The sequence below is a fragment of the Saccharopolyspora sp. 6V genome, assembly GCF_020176785.1.
GTDB lineage: Bacteria > Actinomycetota > Actinomycetes > Mycobacteriales > Pseudonocardiaceae > Saccharopolyspora_C > Saccharopolyspora_C gregorii.
Window position 1 is genome coordinate 23,645 of sequence record NZ_JAIUKB010000035.1, and the last position, 26,295, is coordinate 49,939.

A 26,295-nucleotide genomic window follows, 5' to 3' on the forward strand; every position below is an offset into this window, starting at 1 on the left:
CTGGTCCGGGGACGTCCGGCGCGTTCGGTGCGGCCGGAATCGAGATCTCCGCCGACCCCATGAGCAGTACCGATCGAGTGATTCTCAGGCCGCTCTCAGCGTCCCGTGATCCCCCGGTGACCGCCCGGTGACCCGGACACCGGGGACGCTCAGGACGCCTCCGCCAGCAGCTGCGCCACGCGCTGGTGCGAGGTGCCGATCACCTCGGCGATGACGCGCTGGCTCAGCCCCGCCGCCCGCAGCGTCGTGATGATCTCCAGGCGGGCGCGTTCGGCGTTCTCCGCGGCCCGCCGGGACTGCTCGCGCCAGTGGACCAGCTCCTCGACCGGGCGGGTGTACTCGACGTCGCCCTGGCGGTAGTGCCAGGAGAGGTCGAAGGAGTCCTCGGGCACGTCGACCAGCAGCCGGACCATGTCCCGGACCTCCACGTCCAGGTCGTCGAACCGCTCGACGTCGGTGACCCCGCCGTCGAGCTCCCGCACCGCGGCGACCCAGAGGTCGTCCTCGCGCGCCACGTCGACGGTGTAGTGATTTCGTTGAACGCCGCTCATCGCTCCTCCATCCACTTCTCGCCGAGCAGTGGCGCCAAGCGCCCTTCGATGCTCCGGAGCACCGTCCAGGAGACCTCGCGCTGATGCCCGGGAAGCACGAACCTGACCAGTTCGCGATCGTCCTCGTCGCAGAGGAGGAAGAGCCGGTGCGAACCCTTGCCGCGCTGCGGCGACTCCACGAGCCGCACTCCGCGCTCCCGAGCGGCCGGGTTCTCCCGGACGGCTCGCCTGATTCGATGGAGTAACTTCGCCGTCTTCAGCCTCGTGTTGACCACAGCATACTTCTACCGCGATGGCCACTCAAGCGGCAAATACGCTAGAAAGATTCAAGTTCCACCGAACGACGGAACGCGCGCAGCCCCGATCAGCGGCGGAAGAACTGCTCCCGGCGCCCCTGCCGGACCAGCCGCAGCCATTCCCGGAACGCCTTCGGGTCCCGGCGGTGGCCGACGAAGTACAGCCCGAACCGGAGCACCTCCAGCATCCCGATCTTGCGCATCCCCGGCTGCGACAGCAGGTAGCCGCGGTTCCGGTAGGTGTAGTAGCGCTTGTTCGCGTCCGACGGGTCCTGCGCGTGGAACCGGCCGCCGAGCATCGGCTTGAACTCGTCCGACCCGTCCGGGTGCACGAACCGCGTCTTCAACGAGGTGCCGAACGGCAGGCCCGAGCGCACCACGCGGCGGTGCAGCTCCACCTCGTCCCCGCGGAAGAACAGCCGGTAGTCCGGCACGCCCACCACGTCCAGCGTGGCCGCACGGAACAGGGCGCCGTTGAAGAACGACGCGATGCCCGGCAGGAAGTCGGCATCGCCGCCGGGAGCGCCGAGCTCCTCCGGGTGCCGCTTCCAGGTGAGGCCGCGGCGCAGCGGGAACGCCAGCTTCTCCGGGTGGTCGATGTTCACCACGACCGGCGAGACGGCGGCGAGCTTCCGGGTGCGCGCCACCTCCAGCAGCGTCGACAGCGCGTGGTCGTCGGCGGGCCTGCCGTCGTCGTCGCCGAGCCACACCCACTCCGCGCCGAGCGCCAGCGCGTGCAGCATGCCCAGCGCGAAACCACCGGCACCGCCGAGGTTGCGCTGCGAGGGCAGGTACGTCGACGGGATCGGGCAGTCCTCGACGACCTGCCGCGCGGGCTGGTCGGGACCGTTGTCCACGACGACCAGGTGGTCCGGCACCCGGGTCTGGGTGGCGATCACCTTGAGCGACTCCGCGAGCAGCTCGCGGCGATGCCTGGTGACGATCACCGCGACGACGGAGTCGGCGGGCAGTTGCGGCTGCTCGGCGGAGTCGGTGCTCATGGTGCCTTGTCGCTCTCGATCAGGGCGGACTCGCCGATCCGCGCCAGGGTTTCCGGGCTGAGGTTCTCGAACGGGTCCTTGCCCTTGTAGGACGTCAGGACGCTGCGCAGCGAGCCGTGCTCCCGGATGCCGCCCTTCTCCATCCAGAGCCCGGTGGTGCACAGCTCCATCAGGAACTCGTCCGAGTGCGAGGCGAACACCAGGATCCCGGAACGCTTGACCAGGTCGTTGAGCCGGTCCCGCGCCTTGTCCAGGAATTCGGTGTCCACGGCCCCGATGCCCTCGTCGAGGATGAGGATCTCCGGGTCGATGGACGTGACCACGCCCAGCGCCAGCCGCACCCGCATGCCGGTGGAGTAGGTGCGCAGCGGCATGCCGAGGTAGTCGCCGAGTTCGGTGAACTCGGCGATGTCGTCCATCCGCTTTTCCATCTGCTTGCGGTTCATGCCGAGGAACAGACCGCGGATGATGATGTTCTCGTACCCGGAGATCTCCGGGTCCATGCCGACGCCGAGGTCGAAGACCGGCGCGACCTTGCCCACCACGCGGGCGCTGCCCCGGGTGGGCTCGTAGATGCCGGACAGCAGGCGCAGCAGCGTGGACTTGCCCGCGCCGTTGTGCCCGACCAGCGCGACCCGGTCGCCGTGCCGCAGCGAGAGGTCGATGTCGTGCAGGGCCTCGATGATCGGAACCCGGCTCTCCGTGCCGATCTTGCCGCCGGCCCGTCCCAGCGCCGCCTTCTTCAGCGAGCGGGACTTGGCGTCGAAGATCGGGAAGTCGACCGCGGCATTCCAGACGTCGATGCTGACCATGTGCAGAACCCCCGATCAGATCCAGTAGGTGACGCGAGCGCGGTAGTTGCGCAGCACGACCAGCGCCAGCAGCCAGCCGACGACGGTGCAGCCGAGCACGATGCCCCAGTGGTAGAACTTCTCGTCGCCACCGATCAGCGGGTCGCGCATGATCTGGATGTAGTGGTAGAGCGGGTTGATCTCGGCGAGGTTCGCCCGCCAGCCGACGCCCTTCTCCTCCAGGATCTTCGCGTCCCACACGATCGGGGTCATGAAGAACAGCAGCGTGGTGAGGCTGTTGATCACCGGCGGGATGTCGCGGAACCGCGTCGCGATGACGCCGAACAGCAGCGCCACCCACGCGCCGTTGATCATGAGCAGCAGGAACGCCGGGAAGACCAGCAGCACGCTCCACCCGATCGGCATCTGGAAGATCGCGAGGACCACCAGGTAGACGACCATGTTGTGGGCGAACAGCAGCGCCTGGCGCCAGACCAGCCGGAGCACGTGCACGCTCAACGGGGCCGGCAGCTGCTTCATCAGGCCTTCGTTGGAGATGAAGACCTCGGTGCCCTCGGTCAGGCAGCCCAGGATGAAGTTCCAGACGATGAAGCCGACCGTCAGGTACGGCAGGAACGTCTTGATGTCCTGGTCGAACAGCTGGGAGTACAGCAGACCGAGCGCGGTCGCCGTCATGCCCATGCCGATGGTGATCCAGAGCGGGCCGATCACCGAGCGGCGGTAGCGCTGCTTGATGTCCTGCCAGCCCAGATGAGCCCAGAGCTGCTGCTGCTGGAAACCTTGCGCGATGTCGTGGAACGCCTTGCGCCAAGTCCGTGCGGACGTCTCGGGCGGGGCCGGAGGGCGCTCTTGCGTGCTTGTGGCCTGCACGGTGCGTCAGAGTACCCACAGGCCACACCCGACCGAGTACAGGGCATCGCTGCCGCGATCACTCTCGGCATACCGGACACCCTCCGGTCATCGTCCGTTCAGAGGTACTGGCCGGTTCCCCTCGGGTGCGAGGCCGGCTCGCCCTCGCCCGCGCCACCCGCGGGCAGGCCGCGCCGCATCTGCTCCAGCTGCGCCCGCGCGGCCATCTGCTGCGCGAACAACGCCGTCTGCAAGCCGTGGAACAGGCCTTCCAGCCAGCCCACGAGCTGGGCCTGCGCGATGCGCAGCTCCGACTCGGAGGGGGTGGTCTCCTGGGCGAACGGGAGCGACAGCCGGTCCAGTTCCTCGATCAGCTCCGGCGCCAGGCCCTCCTCCAGCTCGCGGATGGAGGACTGGTGGATCTCCTTGAGCCTGCTGCGGCTCGCCTCGTCCAGCGGCGCGGCCCGCACCTCCTCCAGCAACTGCTTGATCATGGTGCCGATGCGCATCACCTTCGCGGGCTGCTCGACGAGCTCGCCGACGTTCTCCCGCTCGCCCACCGCCTCGGCGGACGGGTCGGCGCCCGAGCCGAGCGGGGTGCCCTCGCCCACCACGAAGATCTCGCGCTGCTGGTCCTGCTCGTTCTGGTTCATGCCCACCATCCTGACGCGTCCGGCCGCGCCGGGTGCACGTGGCAGGCTGGATCGGACCACCCGGCGGCGGTGCGCCCCGGCCCGCTCCGTACGGTATGACCATGGCGTTCGACGTCGCTGCAGTTCGCGGGCTGTTCCCCGCGCTCGGTGACGGGTGGGTGCACCTGGACGCCCCGGCGGGCATGCAGGTTCCCGAGCAGGTCGCGACCGCGGTGTCCACCGCGTTGCGCGCCCCCGTCTCCGGGCCTGGCGGGATCTTCCCCGCGTCGCAGCGCGCCGAGGCCATCGTGGACGCAGCCCGTCGCGCACTGGCCGATCTCGTGGGTGCCGACCCCGCAGGGGTGGTGCTCGGGCCGAACTCCGCCGTGCTGCTGCAACGGCTCGCCGACGGGCTCGGCGACGGCTGGATGATCGGCGACGACGTCGTGGTGTCCCGGCTCGACCACCCCTCCAACGTGGTGTGCTGGCAGCGGGCCGCGCAGCGCTCCGGGACCCAGGTGCGGTGGGCCGAGGTGGACATCGAGACCTGCGAGCTGCCCGCCTGGCAGTACCAGGACCTGATCGACGAGCGCACCAAGGTCGTCGCGGTCACCGCCGCCTCCGGCGCCGTCGGCACCCGCCCGGACGTGCGCCAGATCGCCGAGATCGCCGCCGCGCACGACGCGCTCGTGGTCGTCGACGCCTCGGCCGCCGCACCGTTCCTGCCGCTGGACATCACCGCGATGGGCGCCGACGTGCTCGCGCTGAACGCCTCCGCGTGGGGCGGGCCGCCGGTCGGCGCCCTGGTGTTCCGCGACCCGGCGATGATCGACCAGCTGCCGTCGGCGGCGCTGGAACCCGGCTGGCGCGGGCCGGACCGGCTGGAGCTGGGGCCGCACGCCTACCCGCTGCTGGCCGGTCTGGTGTCGTCCGTGGACTACCTGGCCGGGCTGGACGACGCCGCCGCGGGACCGCGCCGGGAGCGGCTGCTGACCTCGCTGAGCTCGGTGAAGGCCTACCAGGCGGGGCTGCTGGCGAACCTGACCGGCGGGCTGCGCAGGCTGCGGAACGTGATGATCATCGGGGACGCGATGCGCCGGGTGCCGTCGATGGCGTTCACCGTCAACGGGGTGAAGGCGGTCGACGCGATCGAGCACCTCGCCGAGCAGGGCGTCTGCGCGTTCGCCGACCCGGGCACGCACGGGGTGTTCGCCGTGCTCGGCGTCGGCGAGGTCGGCGGCGCGGTGCGCGTCGGGCTCACCCACTACACGAACACCTACGAGGTCGACCAACTCCTGCGCGCGGTCGCCGCTCTCAGTTGAGCTCGGTCTTCCCACTCGTTGTGCGTAGCACTGGGGTGGCGGAACCTCAGCGTCCTCCTCGCTGCGGGATCGTTTTCACAGGTGGCTCCGCCACATGAGAAAACGCTGTCCTCGCGAGGAGGACGCTGAGAACCCCCGGGTGGTCCCGTTGCTTGGGTGGTCGTTGGCTCAGCGGCTGCGCCGCTGACAGGAAACCGATGAAGGACCTGCGGGGGTCGAGGACGGGCGGGGAGCGCCTGCTGAGTGGCCCACCGGCCCAGCGGGACTGGGCGAATGGGCCACTCACCTGGTCAGGGCCGGACGAGCAGGATCTTGCCGTGCACGCCGCCCGCTTCGAGCAGCGCGTGCGCGCGCGCCGCCTCCGGCAGCGGGATGCGGTCGTGCACGATCGGCAGCACCTTCCCGGCGGCGACCAGCGGCCACAGCTTCTCCCGCACGTCGGCGACGATGGCCGCCTTCCCCGTCGGGCCGTCCACCGGCCGCCCGCGCAACCCCAGCACCGAGATGTGCAGCCGCTTCACCAGCATCTTGCCCAGGTCCAGCTCGGCCTTGCGGCCGCCCTGCATGCCGATCACGGCGAGGTGCCCGTCCGGGGCGAGCGCCGAGAGATTCCGGTCCAGGTAGGCGGCGCCCATGTTGTCCAGCACCACGTCCGCCCCGCCGAGGCCCTTCACCACCTCCACGAAGTCCTCGTCCCGGTAGCTGATCACCGGGTCGGCGCCGAGCCGCCGGCAGAACTCGATGCTCTCCGGCGCGCCCGCGGTCGCGGCGACCCGTGCGCCCAGCGCCCGGCCGATCTGGATGGCGCTGGTGCCGATGCCGCCGGAACCGCCGTGCACGAGCAGCAGCTTCCCCTCGGCGAGACCGCCTTCCATGACCACGTTCGACCACACCGTGCACGCGACCTCCACCAGCCCGGCCGCGTCGAGGAGGTCGACGCCGTCCGGCACCGGCAGCAGCTGCGCGGCGGGCACCGCGACGCGTTCGGCGTAGCCGCCACCGGACAGCAGCGCGCACACCTGGTCGCCGACCTGCCAGCCGGTGACGCCCTCGCCGAGCTCGGCGATGGTGCCGGAGCACTCCAGGCCGAGGACCTCGCTGGCACCCTTCGGCGGCGGGTAGTTCCCCTGCCGCTGCGACAGGTCCGCCCGGTTCACCCCGGCCGCGGCGACCTCGACGAGCACTTCGCCGGGAGCGGGCCGCGGATCGGGCTGTTCGGTCCACTCCAGCACTTCCGGATTCCCGGGTTCACGGATCGCGATGGCATGCATGGTGCCGACGGTAGTACCTGGACGCGTTCCGGCAATATCGGGAAAACCGCCCGCCAGGACCATCATCCGGACATTCTTGACTCCGTCGGGGGAGCTGTCGAAGCTGATCGTCACGAACTCACCTTGGGGAGCCGAACAGAACATGAGTGCTGTGAAACCCGGTCGCCGCGCGACCGCCGCGTTCGCCACCTTCGCCGCGATGCTGCTCGCCGCCGTTCCCGCTTCCGCCGCCACCACCGACCTGGGCGACCGGGTCGAGGTGGACGCGGTGCACCGGCACCTGGTCGCGCTGCAGCGCATCGCCGACACGCACGACGGGAACCGCGCGTCCGGACTGCCGGGCTACGAGGCCAGCGTGGACTACGTGGCGGGCAAGCTGCGCGCGGCCGGTTTCGACGTCACCACACCGGAATTCGACTACCAGGCGTTCTTCCTCGACTCGTTCGCGCTGGACGTGGCGGGCGCCCCGGTCGAGGGCGGCGCGCTGGAGTACTCCCCCGCGACGCCGCAGGGCGGGATCACCGCACCGCTGACCGTCGCCGCGGTCGACGACACGCCCGGCTGCGAAGCCACCGACTACCCGGCGGACGTGGCGGGCTCGGTGGTGCTGGTCCAGCGCGGTTCCTGCACGTTCGCGGAGAAGCAGCTGGTCGCCGCGGAACTCGGCGCCGCGGGCACGATCGTCTACAACAACGTCGAAGGCCCGCTGAACGGCACCCTGGGCGACCCGGCCGACGCCCGGATCCCCAGCGCGGGCGTCGACCTCGCCACCGGGCAGCGGCTCGCCGAGCAGGCCGGCGCGCAGGTGCACCTGGACGTGCAGTCGCGGCTGGAGGACATCACCACCCGCAACGTCCTCGCCCAGACCCGCAGCGGCCGCACCGACAACGTGGTGGTCGCCGGGGCGCACCTGGACAGCGTCCCCGAAGGCGCGGGCATCAACGACAACGGCAGCGGCACCGCCGGGCTGCTGGCCACCGCGGAAGCCCTCGGCGGCAACCCGGGCGCGGAGAACGCGGTGCGCTTCGCGTTCTGGGGCGCGGAGGAATCCGGTCTCGTCGGGTCGACGAAGTACGTGCAGGGCCTCGGATTCGAGCAGCAGCTGGACATCGCGCTGTACCTGAACTTCGACATGATCGGCTCCCCGAACGCCGGGTACTTCGCCTACGACGGCGACGACTCGGACGGCGTCGGCGCGGGCCCCGGCCCGCACGGTTCCGCCGCCATCGAGCGGGACCTGGTGGCGGCGCTGGCCGAACAGGGCGTCGAGGCCGAGGGCACCGACTTCGACGGGCGCTCGGACTACGGCGAGTTCATCGCGAACGGCATCCCCGCGGGCGGGCTGTTCACCGGTGGCGACGGCACGAAGACCGAGGAGCAGGCCGCGAAGTGGGGCGGCACCGCCGGGCAGACCTTCGACCCGAACTACCACACCCCGCAGGACGACCTGTCCAACGTGGACCGGGTGGCGCTGGAGCGGAACTCCAAGGCGCTGGCCGACACCATCGGCCGGTACGCGCAGAGCACCGCGGGCGTCAACGGCGCGCAGGGCCGCACCGCCCAGCGCACCGCCGCCGCACCGCTCCCCCGGCTCGGGGAGCACGCGGTCCGCTGATCGACGCGGCCGAGCGGCCCGCCCGGACCGGGTGGGCCGCCCGGTGCGTTCCGAGGTCGGCCGCGGGCTTCCCGAATCCGCCCGTCCGGTGCACTCGGGAAGCCCGCAGCGGCACCCGGACTCCCCCGTCCGCCCACCCCGGTTCCGCCACCGCCACCGGGCCGTCGCACCCGTTCGGCGCAGGCGGTCCGCGGTGGGAGCCCGGCGGCCCGTCCCGCCGATCCGCCCCGGTGATCACCCGGCGCGGACTAACCTGGTGGGCGTGATCGATGGGAGCGAAGAGCAGGTCCGCTGGCTCGACGACGACGAGATGGTCGCGTGGCGCTCGTACATCGAGGGCAGCGCGCTGCTGGAGCACCGGCTGAACCGGGAGCTGCAGGCCGCGCACAACCTGTCCATCGCCGACTACGAGATCCTGGTGCGGCTCTCCGAACAGCCCGGACGGCAGCAGCGGATGAGCGAACTGGCCCGCGACGTGGCGCACTCGAAGAGCCGCATCTCGCACCAGATCCGCAGGCTGGAGAACGCCGACCTGGTGCGCCGCAACGACTGCCTCGAAGACGGCCGCGGCGTCCTAGCCGTCCTCACCGACCGCGGCCTCGAAGTCCTGCGCACCGCGGCCCCCACCCACGTCGCAGGCGTCCGCGAGCACTTCATCGACCTCCTGGAACCCGCCGAGAAGCAGGTCCTCGCCGCCGTCTTCGAACGCCTCCGCACCCGCCTGCACGACCGCCCGGACGCCTGAGCGCAGCCCCTCCCCGCTGTCCCCCGAACCGTCCCAGCGGGCTAGGCTCCGGCCCTGGAAGCGTGGCAGAGCGGCCGAATGCACTCGCCTTGAAAGCGAGCGTCCCGAGAGGGACCGGGGGTTCGAATCCCCCCGCTTCCGCAACGGGAACCAGTGGAGCCCCGCGAGGAATTCCCCGCCGGGCTCTTTCGCGTCCTGCCGCCCGCGCCGCGGCTCCGCGTCCCCTTCGCACCTTCCGCGGGATCCGGCGGCGTCCGCTGCCGCACTGGCCGATCGGCGGGCCGCGGTGCCGCTGAATCGGCCGTTCGGCCCGGGACCACCGGCTTCGCGGCTGATCCGGATCGTCTTATTCCGCCGCTAATTTCACTCGGGCATGCAGTCGACCCCGAATGGGAGATGCCGTTGTGCTGTACGGAGTGAATTCGGTTTTCTGGTCCGTCGTGGGCGCGTTGTCCAACCCGCTCATCCTCATCGGAACGCTGGTGGGGCTCGCGTTGCTGAGCACCGCGGGACTGATGGCGGCGCGCCGGTGGGGATGGCGTCCGGTGCCGTCGGTGCTCGCCGGGGCCAGCCTCGGCGTGGTGCTGGCGCGACCCTCTCCCGCACCCGGCCGGACTACGCGTCGATGCCCGGAGTGCGGGTGGTCGAGGAACCGTTCTGCCAGCTGAACGGATTCTCGATGGCCGGCGGCAACGAGTTGTCGAACGTGCTGCTGTTCGTGCCGCTGGTGTTCTTCGCCGTCCTCGCCACGCGCAAGCCGCTGGTGGTGCTCGTTTCGGCGATCGGGCTCAGCGCGGCGATCGAGTTGCTGCAGGTGGCACGAACCGAGGGGTGTGCGAGACGCAGGACTTCCTCAACAATTCCGTCGGTGCCGCGGTGGCCGCCGCGGTCGCGGCAACGCTGATCTCGCGATTCCCCGGCCGGACCGCGGAATCGGCACCTCCGGCCGTGGAACGGCACGGTGCGAATGCGAGCGCGTCCGAGGCGGACCGGTGATCTCGAATGCTCCGCTGCCGCACCTGAGCAGGTCTTCAGCGTTCCGGGATTCGTCCCGTGTGCGGCATTCCGGGCATCGGCGCGGCTCGTACTCCCCGTCACCCGCGGTGGCGCCTCGGACGGCCGCCGAGGGGTTACCCGGACTGCGCGGCTGATCGGGCCCCGGCGCGCTCCCCCGCGAATAGCGTCGGTTCCAGCGACGCGTTCGCTCCCCACCCTTACCTCGAAGAGGAGTTCATATGCGATTCGGCAAGGCTCTGGCGACAGCGGCTCTCTGCGTGGCCGGTGCAGGCGTTTCCCTGCTGGGAACCGGCGCGGCATCCGCGGGACCCGAGCAGCTGGAGACCCTTCCGACGGTCTACCCCACCGGGGACGCCTGCCTGGACAAGGTCAAGCAGATGAAGAACGACCCCAACACCCCCGACGACTACTACGCCATCTACTGCAAGCCGGTCCACGAGTCGGACCCCGAAGGCCCGAGCCAGGTCGAGGTCCAGCACGGCCCCTGGGTGGACTGACCCCGTTCCCCCCGCCGCACAGCAACGATCCCCGTCTTCCGGACGGGGATCGTTGCGTTCCACGGCCACGATTCCGCGCCGGAGGAGACAGCGGTACGGGCCCGGCAGAACCGACTCGCGCCCGCACCGCGCCCGGCGGCCCGGCGGAAGATCGTGGTCGCCGCCGCACCGCGATCCCGCGGCGGGCGGCACCTCGGGGTTGGAACCGCGCGCCCTCGTGCGGTGGCGGTCCGGCGGATACGGGAGGACGCTGATCACGAGCCGGACCGGGTACTCGCCGTTCGAGCTCGTCCGGCGGCAGTTCGGCACCACGCGAATCCCTCGAAACGGGTCACTCGAAGTAGTGAACTTATCTACCCGATGGTGGGGCAACCGATTCTCGGCGTTTCCGACAGATCCACCGGAAACGCCGGTTTTCGCTGCTCAGCAACGAATTCCGCGGGACGGCACTGCCACGCACGCGCGTACCTTTCCGTTTGGAGCGATCCACGCGGTGGGTTAGCGTCCGCCCGGCACCTGATCGGCGGTACCGGCGATCCGGCGCCTCCCCGATCGGCAAGAAACCTCCCGAATGCCTTTCGGCATTCCCTCACCGCATCGCCGCACCCGGCATCGCCGGGCCAGGAACCGAGGACGAGCCATGACTGCGCGAACGCGATCCGCCCCGAGCGCCCCGGCACGCCGCCGGGCGCTCGGCCGCGCGCGATCCTCGCTGCTCGCCGGTGGCCTCGCGGCGTTGCTCACCGGTTGCGGGGGCGGTGCGCTGCCACCTGCTCCGGCCGCGGATCACGCCGCCCCCGCACCGGCCGGACAAGCCGCCCGGGTCGACCTCACCGGGCTCCCCGAGGCCAGCACCTTCGGCGACCTCGACGGCGCCGCCGCCGACCCCGCGCCGCAGGTCGGGACCGACGGGGTCGTGCTGCGGGTCGAGCAAGACGTGGCCGTGCACGACGCCCCCGGCGGAGCCCCGTTCGCGCGGCTGCCCGCCACCCAGCTCGGCAACCCGACCTGGGTGCCGCTGATCGCTCGGCAGGGCGGCTGGGGGCAGGTCCTGCTGCCGTCCCGGCCGAACAGCAGCACCGGCTGGATCCGCATCGACGGCGCCCCGATCACGCAGGCCCGCACGCCTTACCACGTCGACGTGGACGTCGACGCGCGTCGGCTCGTGGTGTGGGAGGGCGACCGGAACGTCGGCAGCTGGACCGTCGGCGTCGGTTCCTCCGACTCCCCCACCCCGCGCGGCCGGACCTACCTGATGGCCGCGATCGAGGAAACGGTCACCAAGTTCAGCCCCATCATCCTTCCGCTCGGTACGCATTCCGAAACGTTCAACAGCTACGGAGGCGGACCGGGAACGGTCGCACTGCACGGCTGGCCGGATCCGGCCGTGTTCGGCGAGGCAGCCAGCGACGGGTGCGTGCGAGTGCCACCGGACGCATTACGGCTGCTGAGCACACTCCCGCTGGGAACACTCGTGCTGCTGCACTAGAGCACTCGCGAACAGCGGAGCGGAACGCGGCGGGAAGGCGGCAGGGCGAACGAGGTCCTGGCGCGACCGGCCGGCCGGAACCGGGCCACGGGAAAAGCCGGCCACCACAGAAATCCCGGAAATCGAAACGAAGGAAGTGCGACAGTGCACAAAAAAGCACGCTTCGCCGGTGTCATCACGGCGACCGCTGGTTTGTTGCTCGCAGGCGCTCCGGCGTTCGCCGACAGCGCGGACAACGACGGGATCAACGTCGGCAACGACAACGACGTGAGCCTCGTTCCGATCCAGCTGTGCGGCAACAACGTGGCGGTCGTCGGTGCGGTGGTCAACATCCTGTCGCCGCAGAGCGGTGACTGCACCAACGCGCCGGTCGGGGACCACCCGTCGCACAAGCCGGACCACGAGAAGCCCGAGAAGCCGGGGCACGAGAAGCCGGAGAAGCCCGGCCACGGCGGCGGCTGCGACGACGACGACTGCGGCGGCTGCGACGACGACTGCGGCGGCGGCGGCCCCGACTGGCCCGGCCCCGGTGGCCCCGGCCCGGGCGAGCCCGGCCCCGGCCCGGCTCCCGCTCCGGCGCCCGCGCCGAGCGCCCCCGAGCAGGTATCGCCGGCCGAGCTGCCCGCCGCGCCGAGCCCGGTGGCGGTGGCCGGCCACGCCGCCGTGACCGGCTGACCGGTTTCGTCCCGATTCGCACCGTGCCCGCACCTCGTTCCGACCCGCACCGTGGTCGACGAGGTGCGGGCACGTGCACAGTGGTGACATGTTGATCCGCATCCCCACTCCCGGCGACGTACTCGGAATGGCCCGCTCCACGGTCGGTCGGGCGGTGGAGTCCGCGACCACCGTCGCCGCCGCTCCCGCTCGGGTGCTGGGCTTGGTGGACGGCGTCGAGGCCCTGCTGGCCAGGGTGAACACCGTCGTCGACGGGGCCGAGGAGATCCTCGCCCGCACCAGCCGCACCGTCGACGAGGTCGAAGAGGTCCTGCGCGAGGCCAAGGTCGTGGCCGCCGCGGCGGGACGGACCGTCGAAGCGGCCGGCGCCATCTCCGCCGAGGCGCAGACGATCGTCGAGTCCGCGGGCGCCGTCAGCGCCACCGCCGCGAGCACCGTCAGCGACGTGCAGCGGACCGCGGCGGTCGCCGACGAACTCCTCGCCGCCTACGAGCCGGTCGCGCGCAAAGCGGCCCCGATGGCGCAGCTGTTCGTCGACGAGCTCTCGCAGAAGGAGGTCGACGCGGCGATCCGCCTGGTCGACGAACTCCCGGTGCTCACCGAGCACGTGCTCTCCGACGTGCTGCCGATCCTGCGCACCTTGGACAAGGTGGGCCCCGAGATCCACGAGCTGCTCGAAGTCACCCACGACGTGCGCCGGGCCATCGTCGGCATCCCCGGCTTCCAGTTCTTCCGCCGCCGCGGCGGCGAGCGGGTCAGCGAGGAGGAGGTCGCCGCGAAGTCCGCCGAGGACCGCGCCGAACCCCGCGCCGTGGCCGCCGCGCCCGCCCAGGACGAGATCGGGCCGGCCGCGCGCTGAACCGGCGGGATCTTCCACTCGAAAGTGCGATCTTGGTTGTTGCGCCCGGCGTTTTTCCCGGCTGCGCGGCTAGATTCGCTCTCGGTGTGGTTCGGCTGCGCGGTCGCCGCGGCCGTTCCGGTCCGACCGGCGGTCACACCTCGCGGGATGTCCGGCGGAGTACTCCCCCTCTCTCCGCCGGGCATCACCGCTCTCGCGGACCGGTCGATCCCCCTGGTGCGACGGGAGGAGCGGTCAGTCGAGGATCGAGCGGACCAGCTCGGTGATCGTTCCCGCCGCGGTGTCCCACCCGGTTCCGGCCGGGTGCAGCGTGCACACCGCGACGACGAGCAGCCGATCCCCGCGGCGCACCAGGCCGCTGGTGTGCATCGCCGGGCGTTCCAGGTCGATCCGCTCGTCCGGGATGGCGCGGCGCTCGGCCGCCGGCTCGGCGGGCTTCTCGTTCGGACCGAGGCCGAACCCGGACCAGCCCTGCTTGAGCGCGTCCACGTCGGCTCCCGACGCGGGGAGCCCGAAGGTCTGATCGAAGCCGTCGGTGCCGTGCCGGGTGAAGTGCCGCAGCTGCTCCAGCACGAACTCGCCCGCCGCTCCCGCGGTCCGCAGGTGCCGGAGCGAGAGCACGACGTCGGCGGCGGTGAGCACCACGTAGCCCCACATGTCCGGATCGCGCGGCGGTTCGGTCCCGGTGAGGCCGATCTCGGCGACGGTCCGGTGCACGATCCGCTCCCGGCCGCCGCGGTCCCACAGCTCGCTCGCCGCGTCGTCGTCGCTGGAGCGCAGCATCGGTTCCAGCAGCGCGCGGTCGGCCGCGGACGGTTCGCCGCCGCGCCGCAGGTGGTCGAGCGCGATGAGCGGTTTCACCAGCGACGCGGAGCGGAAGCGGTGCCGTTCTTCGTGCCGCCGCAGGACTTCCGCCGTCTCGGCGTCCACCACGAGCCAGCTCGCCCGCACTCCACCCGGAACGTGTTCCGCCGCCATCACCGGCCCCCGATCTGCGCGCTGTCCGGGCACGGTAGCAACGCGGGGGCCGGTGGATCGAGCTTCGTCAGCCGTGCAGCGGGAAGGACTTCGCGGCGCCGAGCAGCAGGTCGTTCTCCGCGGCGTCGCCGATGGTGATCCGCACGCCGGAGCCGGCGAAGGCGCGCACCACGACGCGTTCGGCGAGGCAGTGCTCGTTGAACTCGCCGGCCCGGTCGCCCAGCGGCAGCCAGACGAAGTTCGCCTGCGTCTCGGGGACGGCGTGGCCGAGGGCGATCAGCTCGTCGCGCACCCGCACCCGTTCGGCGGTGATCGCGGCGCAGCGGGCCCGCATCTCGTCCTGCGCGGCCAGCGAGGCGATCGCGGCGGCCTGGCCGAGGGCGTTGATGCTGAACGGGATGCACACCTTGCGCAGCGCTTCGGCGACGTGCGCAGGCCCGATGGCGTAGCCGACGCGGAGCCCGGCGAGCCCGTAGGCCTTGGAGAAGGTGCGCAGCGCGAGCACGTTGTCGTAGCGGGCGGTGAGTTCGACGCCGTCCGGCACGTCGGGGTCGGTGACGAACTCGCGGTACGCCTCGTCGAAGACGACGAGCACGTCGGAGGGCACCGAGTCGAGGAACCGCTCCAGTTCGGCGCGGCGCAGCGCCGGTCCGGTCGGGTTGTTCGGGGAGCAGACGAACACCAGCCGGGTCCGCGGGGTGATCGCGGCGGCCATCGCGTCGAGGTCGACGGCGTGCTCGGCGGTCAGCGGCACCTGCACCTCGGTGGCGCCGACGATGCGGCTGAGGATCGGGTAGGCCTCGAAGGACCGCCAGGGGTAGACGACGGTGTCCTCGGCGGTGCAGGTGATCTGGATGAGCTGCTCGCACAGGGCGACGGAGCCGCAGCCGACGGCGATGCGGCCCGGATCGACGTCGAGGTGGGCGGCGAGCGCTTCGGTGAGGCGGGCGGCGCCGATGTCGGGGTAGCGGTGCGCGTCCGCGGCGGCGCGGGCGATGGCCTCGGCGACGCCGGGCAGCGGACCCGCGGAGACCTCGTTGCTGGCGAGCTTGAGCGATCCGGCGACGGTGCGGCCCGCGACGTAGGCGGGCAGCTGGTCGAGGTCGGGGCGGATGCGGACGGTCATGCGGGGCTCCCTCTGCTCGGGCGGCGTCCCCCGCTTCGCCGCCGGGAGCACCGCCCGACCACTGTAGAACCGGTGACGCGGCGCTGAGCTGGACGGGGAGGCCCAGAATCCGTGCGGCCGAGCGGGAGCTCCCGTTCGGCACCCCGGGAGGGTCGGGCGCCGCGGGGCTCCACCCCGCCCGGCGACCGGTTGGCGCCGATCGGGTGTAACACCGAACACACCCCCGGCGCGGGGGGGGGGGGGGCCGGGCCCGCGGCGGTGCCGTTCCGCGCGGCCCGCGGTGGATCTCTGCCGGCCCGTTGCCGCACGTGGCGGCGCACTCACCTGTCGCGGCCCGGGAGGGCGCGGAGATCAGCGGACGGCGCGGCGGCGGGAACGCGGCGACGGCGACGGTGTGTCAACCGGGCTCCGCCATCCGGATGATCACGTTGACTGCTGTTCACCCATCCCTGATTACCTGAACGGCATGACCGAAACCCGGACCGAGACGCTCGCGCTCACGGACGGCACCGAGCTCCGGATGACCGTCGCCGAGCCGGAGAACGTCGTGCGCGGCGGACTGGTGGTGCTGCACGAGGCGCGCGGCGTCACCGACCGGGTGCGTTCCCTGGTGGGCAGCCTCGCCGACGAAGGCTGGCTGACCGTGGCGCCGCACCTGTACCACCGCGAGGGCACCGATGAGTTCTCCGACGACCACGCCGAGGAGCACGTGCGGGACCACGTGCAGCGACTATCGGGCGAGTCGATCCTGGCGGATTCGGACGCGGCGTTCGTGTGGCTGACCGACCAGGGCGTGCCGGGCGACCGGCAGGGCGTCATCGGGTTCGACATCGGCGGTTCGGCCGCGCTGGTGGTGGCGGCGAGCCGCAGCCTGGGCGCGGCGGTGACGGTCGGCGGGGGCGGCATCCTGAGCCCGCTGTCGGACGGGTTGCCCGCGCTGGTGGAGATCGCCGGGGAGCTGGCGGGCCCGTGGCTGGGCATCTACAGCGAGCTGGACGAGCGCATCCCGGCGGACGAGGTGGACAAGCTCCGCGAGGCCGCGGCGACCGCCCCGGTGGCGACGGACCTGGTGCACTTCGCCCGCAGCGAGCACCGCTTCGACACGGACCTGGACGCGGCCGCGGAGGCGTGGCAGCGCGCGCGGAACTGGCTGGACACCCACCTGCGCTGAGTTGCACACAGCCTGTGGACAACTCATCCACAGGCATGTGCACAACCTGTTCGCGGTGCGCACCGAGCAGTTCGGCTATGGCGTCGACGCCCGGTCGTGGGTTAGGAAGCACTCATGACATCGAGCACCGGCGCCGATCGAAACCCCGAGGTCCTGTGGCGGCCCACCGCGGAACAGGTGGCGGGCACCCGCCTCGCCGAGTTCCGCGAGTGGCTGCGCACCGAGCGCGGCCTCGACCTGCCGGACTACCCGGCGCTGTGGGACTGGTCGGTGTCGGACCTCGAAGGTTTCTGGGGCGCGATCGCGGACTTCTTCGACGTGGCCTTCCACGAGCGCGCCGAGCGGGTGCTCGACGCCGAGGTGATGCCGGGCGCGAAGTGGTTCCCCGGCGCGACCTTGAACTACGCCGAGCACGCGCTGCGCGGCGGCCCCGGCAAGGCCGACGAGGACGTGGCGGTCGTGTTCGCCCGGGAGGACGGGGCCGGCTCGCAGCTCACGTTCGGCGAGCTGCGCGCGCGGGTCGCGGCGATGCGCGCCGCGTTCGTCGAGCTGGGCGTGCGCCGCGGTGACCGGGTGGCGGCGTTGGCGCCGAACTGCCCGGAGACGCTGATCGCGTTCCTGGCGGCGGCGAGCCTCGGCGCGACCTGGTCGTCGTGCTCGCCGGACTTCGGGGTGCGGGCGGTCGCGGACCGGTTCGTGCAGATCGAGCCGACCGTGCTGGTCGCCGTGGACGGCTACGCGTACGGCGGCCGCACCTACGACATCCGCGCCACCGTGGACGAGCTGCGCGGGCTGCTGCCCGGCGCGTCGGTGGTGCTGGTCGACTACGTCGGAGCCGGTGGGCTCGACGGCACCGAGGACTTCGCGGCGCTGCTGGACCGGCACCGCGGCGCCGAGCTCGCCTTCGACGCGGTGCCGTTCGACCACCCACTGTGGGTGCTGTACTCCTCCGGCACCACCGGGCTGCCGAAGGGCATCGTGCACGGGCACGGCGGCATGGTGCTGGAGCAGCTCAAGGCGATCGGCCTGCACGCCGACCTCGGGCCCGGCGACACGTTCCTGTGGTTCACCACCACCGGCTGGATGATGTGGAACTTCCTCGTCGGCGGCCTGCTCACCGGCACCCGGCTGCTGCTGTTCGACGGCAGCCCCGGGCACCCGTCGCTGGACGTGCTGTGGGACCTGGCGGAACGGCACCGGGTCACCTACTTCGGCACCTCGGCGCCGTTCGTGCAGAGCTGCCTGAAGAAGGAGCTGCGGCCCGCCGAGCACCACGACCTCGGCGCGCTGCGCACCGTCGGCTCCACCGGTTCCCCGCTGAGCGTCGACGGGTTCCGCTGGATCGCCGAGCACGTGGGCGCGGACGTGCAGATCGCCAGCGTCTCCGGCGGGACGGACCTGTGCACCGCGATCGTGGGTGCGGCGCCGGACGTGCCGGTGTGGCTCGGCGAGATCTCCTGCGCGCTGCTCGGGGCCGCGGTGCGGTCGTACTCGGAGGACGGTGCGGAGCTGCGCGGCGAGGTCGGCGAACTGGTGCTCACCAAGCCGATGCCGACGATGCCGGTGTTCTTCTGGAACGACCCCGACGGGTCGCGGCTGCGCGAGGCCTACTTCGACACCTACCCCGGCGTGTGGCGCCACGGCGACTGGATCGAGGTCACCGACCGCGGCAGCCTGGTCATCCACGGCCGCAGCGACTCCACGCTCAACCGCGGCGGCATCCGGATGGGCACCGCCGAGTTCTACCGCGTCGTGGAAGCCTTCGAGGAGGTCGCCGACTCGCTCGTCATCGACACCTCCGGCGCCGGCGGCGAAGGGGAGTTGCTCTGCTTCCTGGTGCTCGCCGAGGGTGCCCGGCTGGCGGACGTCGAAGGCGAGCTGAAGCGGCGGCTGCGCGACGAGCTGTCCCCGCGGCACGTGCCGAACCGGTTCCTGCTCGTGGACGAGGTCCCGCAGACGCTCAACGGCAAGAAGCTGGAGGTTCCGGTGAAGAAGATCCTCGCCGGCGGCGACCCGGAACGCGCAGTCAGCCGCGACGCCCTGCGCAATCCGGCGGCCCTCGACCCGTTCGTGCAGCTCGCAGCGGGTGCGAACGGCTGAGCGATCGCGGACCGACCCCCCTGCGCGAAGGCGTGAACGGGCCGTGTACTCTTTTCCCCAGTGGCCGAGAGGGACTGCCGGGAGGCTTCGCCTAGTCTGGTCTATGGCGCCGCACTGCTAATGCGGTTGGGGGTCACGCCCCCTCCCGGGTTCAAATCCCGGAGCCTCCGCAGGGGTTCCCGCCCAGGCGGGGATCCACAACTGAACAAGCGCCCGTAGCTCAACGGATAGAGCATCTGACTACGGATCAGAAGGTTAGGGGTTCGAATCCCTTCGGGCGCACGTCTGGTCGAGACAGCTGGAAACCCCCTACTTAGTCGCAGGGGGTTTCTTGCTGTCCGGGGTCGGGTGATGGCGATCGGGCCTCCCCGCCGACCTGATCGCTCTGCCACCGACCGCACCGTCGAGCACGTCGGCACCGACTCCCGTCCCGGCTACGGCCGCGGGAGCAGCACCGCCACCTCGGCCATCCCGTCCAGGAGCGCCGGCGGGAGGTTCCCGCTCATCGGTGCCGCCTCCGCTCGCACGAACAGGGTGCCCTTCGCGGTGGACTCGTAGTGCTCGCCGGTGAAGGACACGCCCCGCGCGGCGAGGACGCTGCTGCCCAGCGCCCTGATGTCCCCGGTCCCGTCCCGGCGGTCCAGCCGGTTCAGCGCGCGCGCATCCCGTGTGCTGCCGGTCCGCACCCAGGCGATCGACACGACCGCGGTGCCGCCCTGTTCGTCGGCGAGCGGAATCACGGTCCTCGTCAGGGAGCGGCACGGGTGCCCGACGAAGAACTCCTGCACCTGTCCGAAGGAATGCACGATGCAGTCCAGCTGATGATCCGGGGATCGTTGCTCGCGGACCCGCAGCCGCATCCGTTGCCAGGCCTTGTCGGACTGCCCGTTGCGCGCCGCCTGCTTCGCGTTGCTGACGCGGACCGCGACCTGCTCACCCGCCACGGAGCTCACCCCGCCGGTAGCCCCACCGCCACCGGCGACGGCGGTGACCGCGAGTGCGGTCGCACCGGCGGCGGCGACGAATCCGCCGCGGCCCTTCTTGCCGTTGATCGGCCGAACCCGGCCTTGTCGATCCGTGTAGAAGCCCTCCGGCAACGCCCGCCCCTTGTCCCTCGATGCACGAAGGGGCCGATCTTCGTCAACCGGAGCCCCCACTACTCCGTTTACCGCTGGGATCACCTGAAAGGACCATCGGCACGCTGCGGGAAGCGGACCGGTACCGCAGGTATTTCGTCGGCCGAATCCGACGATCGACGGACAGGAACTTTTCGGATGCGCTTCCGGGCGAGCGGGAAACCGCCGTTCGCAACGGTTTCCCTGCTTTTCGGAAAGGCTCCGAAGAGGCCGTCCCGGCCGATCGGCTGGTTTTCCGCGTTTCGAACCGGCCTCTCGGCCGAGGTGGCCGATCGCGCGCCGCGCCAGGCTTGGTGATCGGAATTCCGACACCGCCGCGACGGTGCTCGGGCCGGATGAAATGCGAGGAGCCGTAATGCGGATCAATGCCAAGAACGTCGTGGTCTCCGGCCTCGTGGCCGGTGCGGTGCTGGTGGTCGGCGGGGGTATCGCCGCGGCCGTGAACCTGGAACAGGTCCCCTCCCAGGTCCAGAACTCGCACCACGCCGAACCGGGACACGAGGGCGAGGGCAAGTACACCGCCGGGGACTACCGGCTGCACGTCCGCGAGCTCACCGACGACGGTGAAGGCTTCGGCACCACCGTCGAGCCCGGCACCACGTACTACTCGAAGACCCTGCACGGCAGCGAATCGTGGCAGCCGACCGTCCTGAAGTTCTCCGTCGGTGACGAGGCGGACGGGCCGATCGTGTTCAGCTACCCGATCCCCGAGGACGGCGAGGGCGTCGACTGCGTCGCCTCCGGCACCGAGGCCGAGCCGACGGTGGAGTGCACGACCACGCCCGCCGGCTGATCGGCCGCCCCGCGCGCAGGCCGGGCCGGTGCCGTGGTCCGCGCCGATCCACGGCTTCGGCACCAGTGCGCCGACGGTCCGGCCGAGCCGAAGGAAACCCCCTCCCCACAGGGGGTTTCCTGCTGTCCGGGGCCGTTGCGGAAGGGTCCTGCCGTGCGCGAAGCTGGTCGGCGATCCGCTCAGGAGGACGCCGTGCACCTGGACCTCGTGACGATCGTCGTCGACGACTACGACCCGGCGATCGAGTTCTTCACCGGCACCTTGGGATTCGGGCTCGTCGAGGACTCGCCCGCGACCACCGGCGACGGCCGGGCGAAGCGGTGGGTCGTCGTGCGGCCGCCCGGTGCCGCGACCGGAATCCTGCTGGCCCGTGCGGACGGCGAACGGCAGTCCGCCGCGGTCGGCGAGCAGACCGCCGGTCGAGTCGGGTTCTTCCTGCGCGTGGACGACTTCGACGCCGCCCTCGCGCGGCTGCGGGCGGCAGGGGTCGAATTCGTGCGGCCCCCGCGCAGCGAACCCTACGGCCGCGTGGCGGTCTTCCTGGACATCGCGGGAAACCGCTGGGACCTGCTGGGGCCGGTCGCGGTCGACTGATCAGCTGCGGAGTCGATCTCGCCCGGCCGAGTCCGCCGAGGATCGGGCGCACGGGTGGCAAGGTGGGCCGCTCGCCGGGCCGCCCGGCGAGGAAGGGGCGAACGATGGCTGAGAGCTTCGGGCAGGCGCTGCGGCGCCTCCGCCGCGCCGCGGGGCTGACGCAGCTGCAACTGGCGCAGCAGGTCCACCTGGGGCAGAGCGACATCTCGCGGTACGAGAGCGACCGGCAGCACCCGGACGACCAGGTGGTCCACGCCTTGGAACAGCTCCTCGCCGCAGGCGGTCGGTTGGCGCGCACCACCGGCGGCGGCGACGACGGGAACGCGCAGGCGCTCGAACTGGTTCGGCGAGCCGGAGCTTCCGACCTCGGCGGGGACGTCCTCGACCTGCTGGAAGCCGCGTTCGACACCGCCGCCACCGACTACTGCGCCGAGGATCCGGCCGTGCTGCTGCCGCAGGTCGCCGAGCACCTGGACCACGTGCAGGGGCTCCTCGACGCGTCGCGGAAGACGCTCGCCGAACATCGGCGGTTGGTGGGCCTCGGCGGTTGGCTGGCGCTGCTGCGGGCCACGTTGCACATCGACCTCAACGAGCACGCGCGCGCCTCCGCGTGGCTGCGCAGCTCCGCGGCCCTCGCCCGGCACGCCGGGGACGACGAGGCGCTGGCCTGGTGCTTCGAAACCGATGCGTGGCGTGTGCTCAACACCGGCGACTTCCGCACGGCGCTGCGGCTGGCCACCGCGGCGCTGGAGCACGCCCCGGCCGGCGGGTCGGCGGAGATCCAGGCGACCGTGCAGCTCGCCCGCGTCCAAGCCCGCCTCGGCGCCGCGGACGCGACCTACCGGCACCTGGAATCCGCGCACGTCCTCTCCGCTCGCAAAGGAGTCCCGGTGCAGGCGGAACACCACTACCGGTTCGATCCCGCGAAGACCGACTCGTTCACCGCCACCACCTTGGCGTGGCTCGGCGACGACGAGGCCGAGCGCAGCACCCGCCGCGCCGTCGAGATGTTCGCGCCGACCGGAACCGGCCCCAACCCGCGAGCTCGCCGGTACGCGGCCGCGCAGATGGACCTGGCGCTGATCAGCGCGAAGAAGTCGCGACTGGACGAGGCCGCCGCGGCGGCCCGCGCCGCGATCGACACCGGGCAGGTCGCGCCGTCGAACTGGTGGCGCATCGCCGAAGTCGTCAGCACCGTGACCGCCGCCCGGTCCCCGGCCGCTCCAGAACTCCAAGCGTCCTACCAGGACATGCTCCACCGCTGATCGCGTGCCATGCGCATGAGCGGACGCGCATGCGCAGGCCACGCATCAACATCAACCTGCGGCGATCGGGCGCCGACGGTCGGGGTATGTCGCGAATGCCGCCGCACCTCGTCCGCCGGTTCCGCTCCGCGCTCGGAACCCGGGTGCTCGGTGCGCGCCGCGACCACCCCACCCGAGGACGACCGCGGATCCCCGGCCGCGGCCCGGGTGGGGTTCCGGCGGGACCGGTGCACACCCCGACCAGCACCGGTCCCGCCACCGGACTCACGGGAACGGCGTTCCGATGAGGCCGCTGCGGCCCGCCGGGACCTGGACCGACGCGGACGGGCGGGTGCACGTCCGGGACGCGAGGGGTGGATCCGCGTTCTGCGGGATCGGTGTGGACCGCGCCACCGGCGGCCGGGCGCGCTCGGGGTGCGCGGACTGCGTCGCGGTGCTGATCGAGAGCTGGGGGCGCGACCACTCGTGCGGTCCGGACTGCCGGCCACCGCTGCCCCGGCGGGAACCGGGAGCGGCGTTGGACCGGCGCCTGGCCAGGAGCGGGCGGATCGAGGCGGATCGGGACCTGCCCTTGCTGGAGCGGGTGCGCGACCGGCTGCGGTCGCTCTGACGGGCCCGGGCCGGGCGCTCCGTCGACGCCGCGATCCGGTCGGACGTCGGTGGAGATCCGTTCTCGCGACGGCACGAGTGGCTCGGGTCACGGGAAATCGGCTTGAGCATGCCGCGACGGCACGGGGTCGACTGTGGTCACGGCGGCCGACCGGGCCGTCGGAGAGGAGAGATCCGACATGGCCCTGCCCGACATCCTGCCGGTGGAAGCGTTCTTCGACTCGCCCGAGCGCGCCGGCGCCTCGATCTCCCCGGACGGCACGCGGATCGCCTACCTGGCGCCGTGGAAGAACCGGCTCAACGTGTGGGTGCGGGGGGTCGAGGACGACGCCGAGGCGCGGTGCGTCACCGCGGACGAGACGCGCAGCGTCACCGGCTACCACTGGACCGACGACCCGCGCTGGCTGCTGTACGTGCAGGACGCGGGCGGCAACGAGGACTGGCACCTGTTCCGCGTGGACCTGGACGACCCGGACGCGCCCGCGGTCGACCTCACTCCCTACCCGCCCGGGGTCCGGACCTCGATCGGGCAGCAGCGCCCGGACCGGCCCGGCAAGGTGCTGGTGCAGCTCAACGCCCGCGAGCTCGACCGGTTCGACCTGGTGGAGATCGACATCAGCACCGGCGAGTCGACCGTGCTCGCCGAGAACCCCGGCACCGTGCTGGATTGGCTGCCCGGTGCGGAGATCTACGCCCGCAGCATCACCGAGGACGGCGACCTGGAGCTGTCCCGCCACGACCCCGCGACCGGCGAGCTGACCCCGATCGCGACCTTCACCGGCGACGGCCATCCGCTGGGCATCAACCCGTTCGAGCTCGACGCGGACGGCACCGGGGTGTGGCTGGGCTCGTACCGCGACGGGGACCGCGCCCTGCTGGCCCGGTTCGACCTGACCACCGGCGAGGAGTCCGAAGTGGACTCGCACCCGGAGCTGGACCTCGACGGGGACCGGCGCATCGTCGTGCAGCAGTCCTCCCCGCTGATCCGGGACCGGGCGAGCGGGCGGCTGCTCGGGGTGCGCTACCTCGGCGAGCGGCAGGAGATCCGGGCGCTGGACGACGAGTTCGCCGAAGTGCTGGCGAAGCTGGCCGCGCTCTCCGACGGTGACCTGGCCGGGATCTCCCGGGACGACACCGGACGCCGCTGGGTGGTGTCGTTCACCCACGACCGCGACCCCGGCGCCACCTGGTTCTACGACCACGCCACCGGGGAATCCCGGCTGCTGTTCCGGTCGTACCCGCACCTCGACCCCGAATCGCTGGCGCCGATGACGCCGGTGACGATCCCCGCCCGCGACGGGCTCCCGCTGCCCTCGTACCTGACCTTGCCGGTCGGCGTGGAACCGCGCGGGCTGCCGCTGGTGCTGCTGGTGCACGGCGGGCCGTGGTACCGGGATTCGTGGGGCTACTCGCCCGAGGTGCAGCTGCTGGCGAACCGCGGGTACGCGGTGCTGCAGGTGAACTTCCGCGGCTCCACCGGGTACGGCAAGCGGCACCTGGAATCCGCCATCGGCGAGCTCGCCGGGGCCATGCACGACGACCTCATCGACGCCGCCGACTGGGCCGTCGAGCAGGGCTACGCCGACCCCGAGCGCCTCGCGATCTCCGGCGGCTCCTACGGCGGGTACGCGGCGCTGGTCGGCGTCACCTTCACGCCCGACAAGTTCGCCGCCGCCGTCGACTACGTGGGCATCTCCGACCTGGTCAACTTCACCCGCACGCTGCCGCCGTTCGCCCGCCGCGGGCTGATCGGCAACTGGTACCGGTACGCGGGCGACCCGGACGTGCCCGAGCAGCGCGCCGACATGCTCGCCCGCTCCCCCATCACCCGCGTCGACCGGATCCGCACGCCGCTGCTGGTCGCCCAGGGCGCCAACGACGCGCGGGTGGTGCAGGCCGAATCGGACAACATCGTCGCCGCGCTGCGGGCACGCGGTGTCGACGTCGAGTACCTCGTCAAGGAGGACGAGGGGCACGGGTTCCTCAACCCGGAGAACCAGATCGAGCTGCACCGGGCCATCGAGCGGTTCTTCGCCGCGCACCTCGGCGGCCGCAGCGGAGCGGCCTGATCACAGCGAGCGCCGCACGTGCTCGCGGAAGGCGTCCGTCCCCGGGTGCGTCGGCGCCCGGGGACGGACCAGGTGCCGTTGCGTCCCGCTCGCCCGGGATCGAGCGGACGAACGGGGCATTCCTCCCACCCGCCTCCGGACGACGTTCGGGCGGGCCCGAGGTTGCTCCGGCATGAGCAGTGTCATCCCGGAGCATCCTCGGCGCGCCCGGCACGTCTTCAGGAGCAGAAGAACCACTGAGGAGGAAACACCATGTTCGCGAACATCCGCCGCATCGCCGCTGCCGCCGCCGTCACCGGGGCGGTCGCCGGGATCTCCGTCCTCTCCGCCGGGGCCGCGACCGCCAACCCGAGCGACACCGCCTGCACCGCCGCCGACGTCAACGTCACGGTCGTCAAGGAGCAGGGCGGCGCCGCCGGCCACGAGGCGTTCCGCATCGACTACGCGGCCACGAACCCGGACGTCAACTGCAAGCTGCAGGGCGGCCCGCGCGGCCTGGTCTTCAACGAGAACGGCGCGCCGATCCCGGGCGTCGACGTCGTCCCCGAGAACAGCGCCGCCGAGCCGGTCAACCTGACCGCGACCTCGCCCGCGCACTCCTACCTGATCCAGGCCGCCGACGCCGCGCCGCACGCCGCGGTGCCCACCGGCGTCGAGTTCTCGCTGCCCTCGGTCCTCGAGAACGACCGGGTCGCCACCGACTGGCCCGGTGGCGAGCAGCTCAAGGGCGTGCTGCAGGCGACCCCGGTCGCGCAGGGCTGACCCTCCCCCCCTGAGTGTGTTTTTAAAATCAGCGAGCCCCCGCGGCCCGAAGAAATGTGGG

General features: G+C 71.8%; 26 protein-coding genes and 3 tRNA genes. 19 read left to right on the plus strand and 10 right to left on the minus strand.

The window, feature by feature from the left end; genetic code table 11:
* Positions 1–149: 149 nt before the first annotated feature.
* The 6 genes from LCD35_RS07945 to LCD35_RS07970 all read right to left on the minus strand — a co-directional run bounded on the left by LCD35_RS07945 (position 150) and on the right by LCD35_RS07970 (position 4,162).
* Positions 150–551, minus strand: coding sequence for a MerR (locus LCD35_RS07945; RefSeq protein WP_224957154.1), 402 nt, complete (start codon positions 549–551; stop codon positions 150–152).
* Positions 548–739, minus strand: coding sequence for a hypothetical protein (locus tag LCD35_RS07950; RefSeq protein ID WP_224957155.1), 192 nt, complete (start codon positions 737–739; stop codon positions 548–550). The genes LCD35_RS07945 and LCD35_RS07950 overlap by 4 nt, the downstream gene beginning before the upstream one ends.
* Before the next feature lie 176 nt (positions 740–915).
* The gene (locus LCD35_RS07955) at positions 916–1,848 is read right to left on the minus strand and encodes a glycosyltransferase (RefSeq protein ID WP_224957156.1); all 933 of its coding nucleotides are present in this window, start codon (positions 1,846–1,848) and stop codon (positions 916–918) included.
* Positions 1,845–2,660, minus strand: a complete 816-nt coding sequence (locus LCD35_RS07960) for an ABC transporter ATP-binding protein (protein WP_224957157.1) — start codon at positions 2,658–2,660, stop codon at positions 1,845–1,847. The genes LCD35_RS07955 and LCD35_RS07960 overlap by 4 nt, the downstream gene beginning before the upstream one ends.
* 15 nt (positions 2,661–2,675) lie before the next feature.
* Complete coding sequence (locus LCD35_RS07965; protein ID WP_224957158.1) at positions 2,676–3,530, minus strand: ABC transporter permease; 855 nt, start codon at positions 3,528–3,530, stop codon at positions 2,676–2,678.
* A 98-nt stretch (positions 3,531–3,628) separates the two neighbouring features.
* Positions 3,629–4,162, minus strand: coding sequence for a bacterial proteasome activator family protein (locus tag LCD35_RS07970; RefSeq protein WP_224957159.1), 534 nt, complete (start codon positions 4,160–4,162; stop codon positions 3,629–3,631).
* A 101-nt stretch (positions 4,163–4,263) separates the two neighbouring features.
* On the opposite strand from LCD35_RS07970, the gene LCD35_RS07975 reads away from it, so the two are divergent.
* Complete coding sequence (locus LCD35_RS07975) at positions 4,264–5,463, plus strand: cysteine desulfurase-like protein (protein WP_224957161.1); 1,200 nt, start codon at positions 4,264–4,266, stop codon at positions 5,461–5,463.
* Between the two features lie 290 nt (positions 5,464–5,753).
* On the opposite strand, the gene LCD35_RS07980 is transcribed toward LCD35_RS07975, so the two are convergent.
* Positions 5,754–6,734, minus strand: coding sequence for an NAD(P)H-quinone oxidoreductase (locus tag LCD35_RS07980; RefSeq protein WP_224957162.1), 981 nt, complete (start codon positions 6,732–6,734; stop codon positions 5,754–5,756).
* Positions 6,735–6,876: 142 nt separating this feature from the next.
* Between LCD35_RS07980 and LCD35_RS07985 the strand changes: the two genes are divergently transcribed.
* From LCD35_RS07985 to LCD35_RS08020, 8 genes are all read left to right on the plus strand, one after another.
* Entirely contained in the window at positions 6,877–8,349 is a 1,473-nt protein-coding gene (locus LCD35_RS07985) for a M28 family peptidase (protein ID WP_224957163.1), read from the plus strand.
* A 310-nt stretch (positions 8,350–8,659) separates the two neighbouring features.
* On the plus strand, positions 8,660–9,094 hold the full coding sequence (locus LCD35_RS07990) for a MarR family transcriptional regulator (RefSeq protein ID WP_255614547.1): 435 nt from the start codon (positions 8,660–8,662) through the stop codon (positions 9,092–9,094).
* A gap of 56 nt (positions 9,095–9,150) precedes the next feature.
* Positions 9,151–9,235, plus strand: a tRNA-Ser gene (locus tag LCD35_RS07995).
* Positions 9,236–9,719: 484 nt separating this feature from the next.
* Positions 9,720–9,998: a VanZ family protein gene (locus LCD35_RS08000; RefSeq protein WP_225043972.1), complete on the plus strand. Its 279-nt coding sequence runs from the start codon at positions 9,720–9,722 to the stop codon at positions 9,996–9,998.
* A gap of 370 nt (positions 9,999–10,368) precedes the next feature.
* Positions 10,369–10,608: a hypothetical protein gene (locus tag LCD35_RS08005; RefSeq protein WP_224957166.1), complete on the plus strand. Its 240-nt coding sequence runs from the start codon at positions 10,369–10,371 to the stop codon at positions 10,606–10,608.
* A gap of 640 nt (positions 10,609–11,248) precedes the next feature.
* Positions 11,249–12,097 (plus strand): L,D-transpeptidase, encoded by an 849-nt coding sequence (locus tag LCD35_RS08010; RefSeq protein WP_224957167.1) that lies wholly within the window; start codon positions 11,249–11,251, stop codon positions 12,095–12,097.
* A gap of 144 nt (positions 12,098–12,241) precedes the next feature.
* A complete protein-coding gene (locus tag LCD35_RS08015) occupies positions 12,242–12,772 on the plus strand; it encodes a chaplin family protein (protein ID WP_224957168.1) in 531 nt (176 codons plus the stop codon).
* Positions 12,773–12,860: 88 nt separating this feature from the next.
* Entirely contained in the window at positions 12,861–13,631 is a 771-nt protein-coding gene (locus LCD35_RS08020; protein WP_224957170.1) for a hypothetical protein, read from the plus strand.
* Between the two features lie 234 nt (positions 13,632–13,865).
* Here LCD35_RS08020 and LCD35_RS08025 read toward each other — a convergent pair whose 3' ends face one another.
* Both LCD35_RS08025 and hisC read right to left on the minus strand, forming a co-directional pair.
* On the minus strand, positions 13,866–14,609 hold the full coding sequence (locus LCD35_RS08025) for a hypothetical protein (protein ID WP_224957171.1): 744 nt from the start codon (positions 14,607–14,609) through the stop codon (positions 13,866–13,868).
* Positions 14,610–14,676: 67 nt separating this feature from the next.
* Positions 14,677–15,735 (minus strand): histidinol-phosphate transaminase, encoded by a 1,059-nt coding sequence (gene hisC / locus LCD35_RS08030; protein WP_224957172.1) that lies wholly within the window; start codon positions 15,733–15,735, stop codon positions 14,677–14,679.
* 466 nt (positions 15,736–16,201) lie between these two features.
* Here hisC and LCD35_RS08035 point away from each other — a divergent pair, with 466 nt between their 5' ends.
* From LCD35_RS08035 to LCD35_RS08050, 4 genes are all read left to right on the plus strand, one after another.
* Positions 16,202–16,906 carry a dienelactone hydrolase family protein gene (locus LCD35_RS08035; protein WP_224957173.1) on the plus strand — a complete coding sequence of 235 codons (705 nt, stop codon included), beginning with the start codon at positions 16,202–16,204 and terminating at the stop codon, positions 16,904–16,906.
* A gap of 114 nt (positions 16,907–17,020) precedes the next feature.
* Positions 17,021–19,006 (plus strand): acetoacetate--CoA ligase, encoded by a 1,986-nt coding sequence (locus tag LCD35_RS08040; protein ID WP_225043973.1) that lies wholly within the window; start codon positions 17,021–17,023, stop codon positions 19,004–19,006.
* 80 nt (positions 19,007–19,086) lie between these two features.
* Positions 19,087–19,176: transfer RNA gene (locus tag LCD35_RS08045), tRNA-Ser, on the plus strand.
* A gap of 39 nt (positions 19,177–19,215) precedes the next feature.
* Positions 19,216–19,288, plus strand: a tRNA-Arg gene (locus LCD35_RS08050).
* Positions 19,289–19,440: 152 nt separating this feature from the next.
* Here LCD35_RS08050 and LCD35_RS08055 read toward each other — a convergent pair.
* Positions 19,441–20,103 (minus strand): hypothetical protein, encoded by a 663-nt coding sequence (locus LCD35_RS08055; protein ID WP_224961779.1) that lies wholly within the window; start codon positions 20,101–20,103, stop codon positions 19,441–19,443.
* Between the two features lie 394 nt (positions 20,104–20,497).
* On the opposite strand from LCD35_RS08055, the gene LCD35_RS08060 reads away from it, so the two are divergent.
* The 6 genes from LCD35_RS08060 (at position 20,498) to LCD35_RS08085 (ending at position 26,234) form a co-directional block, all read left to right on the plus strand.
* Positions 20,498–20,935 (plus strand): hypothetical protein, encoded by a 438-nt coding sequence (locus LCD35_RS08060; protein WP_224961777.1) that lies wholly within the window; start codon positions 20,498–20,500, stop codon positions 20,933–20,935.
* Positions 20,936–21,127: 192 nt separating this feature from the next.
* On the plus strand, positions 21,128–21,529 hold the full coding sequence (locus tag LCD35_RS08065; RefSeq protein ID WP_224961775.1) for a VOC family protein: 402 nt from the start codon (positions 21,128–21,130) through the stop codon (positions 21,527–21,529).
* 104 nt (positions 21,530–21,633) lie between these two features.
* Positions 21,634–22,794: a helix-turn-helix transcriptional regulator gene (locus LCD35_RS08070; protein WP_224961773.1), complete on the plus strand. Its 1,161-nt coding sequence runs from the start codon at positions 21,634–21,636 to the stop codon at positions 22,792–22,794.
* A 283-nt stretch (positions 22,795–23,077) separates the two neighbouring features.
* Positions 23,078–23,404 (plus strand): hypothetical protein, encoded by a 327-nt coding sequence (locus tag LCD35_RS08075; RefSeq protein ID WP_225043974.1) that lies wholly within the window; start codon positions 23,078–23,080, stop codon positions 23,402–23,404.
* A gap of 178 nt (positions 23,405–23,582) precedes the next feature.
* Positions 23,583–25,472 carry a S9 family peptidase gene (locus LCD35_RS08080; RefSeq protein WP_224963172.1) on the plus strand — a complete coding sequence of 630 codons (1,890 nt, stop codon included), beginning with the start codon at positions 23,583–23,585 and terminating at the stop codon, positions 25,470–25,472.
* 252 nt (positions 25,473–25,724) lie between these two features.
* Entirely contained in the window at positions 25,725–26,234 is a 510-nt protein-coding gene (locus LCD35_RS08085; protein WP_224968985.1) for a DUF4232 domain-containing protein, read from the plus strand.
* Positions 26,235–26,295: the final 61 nt, after the last annotated feature.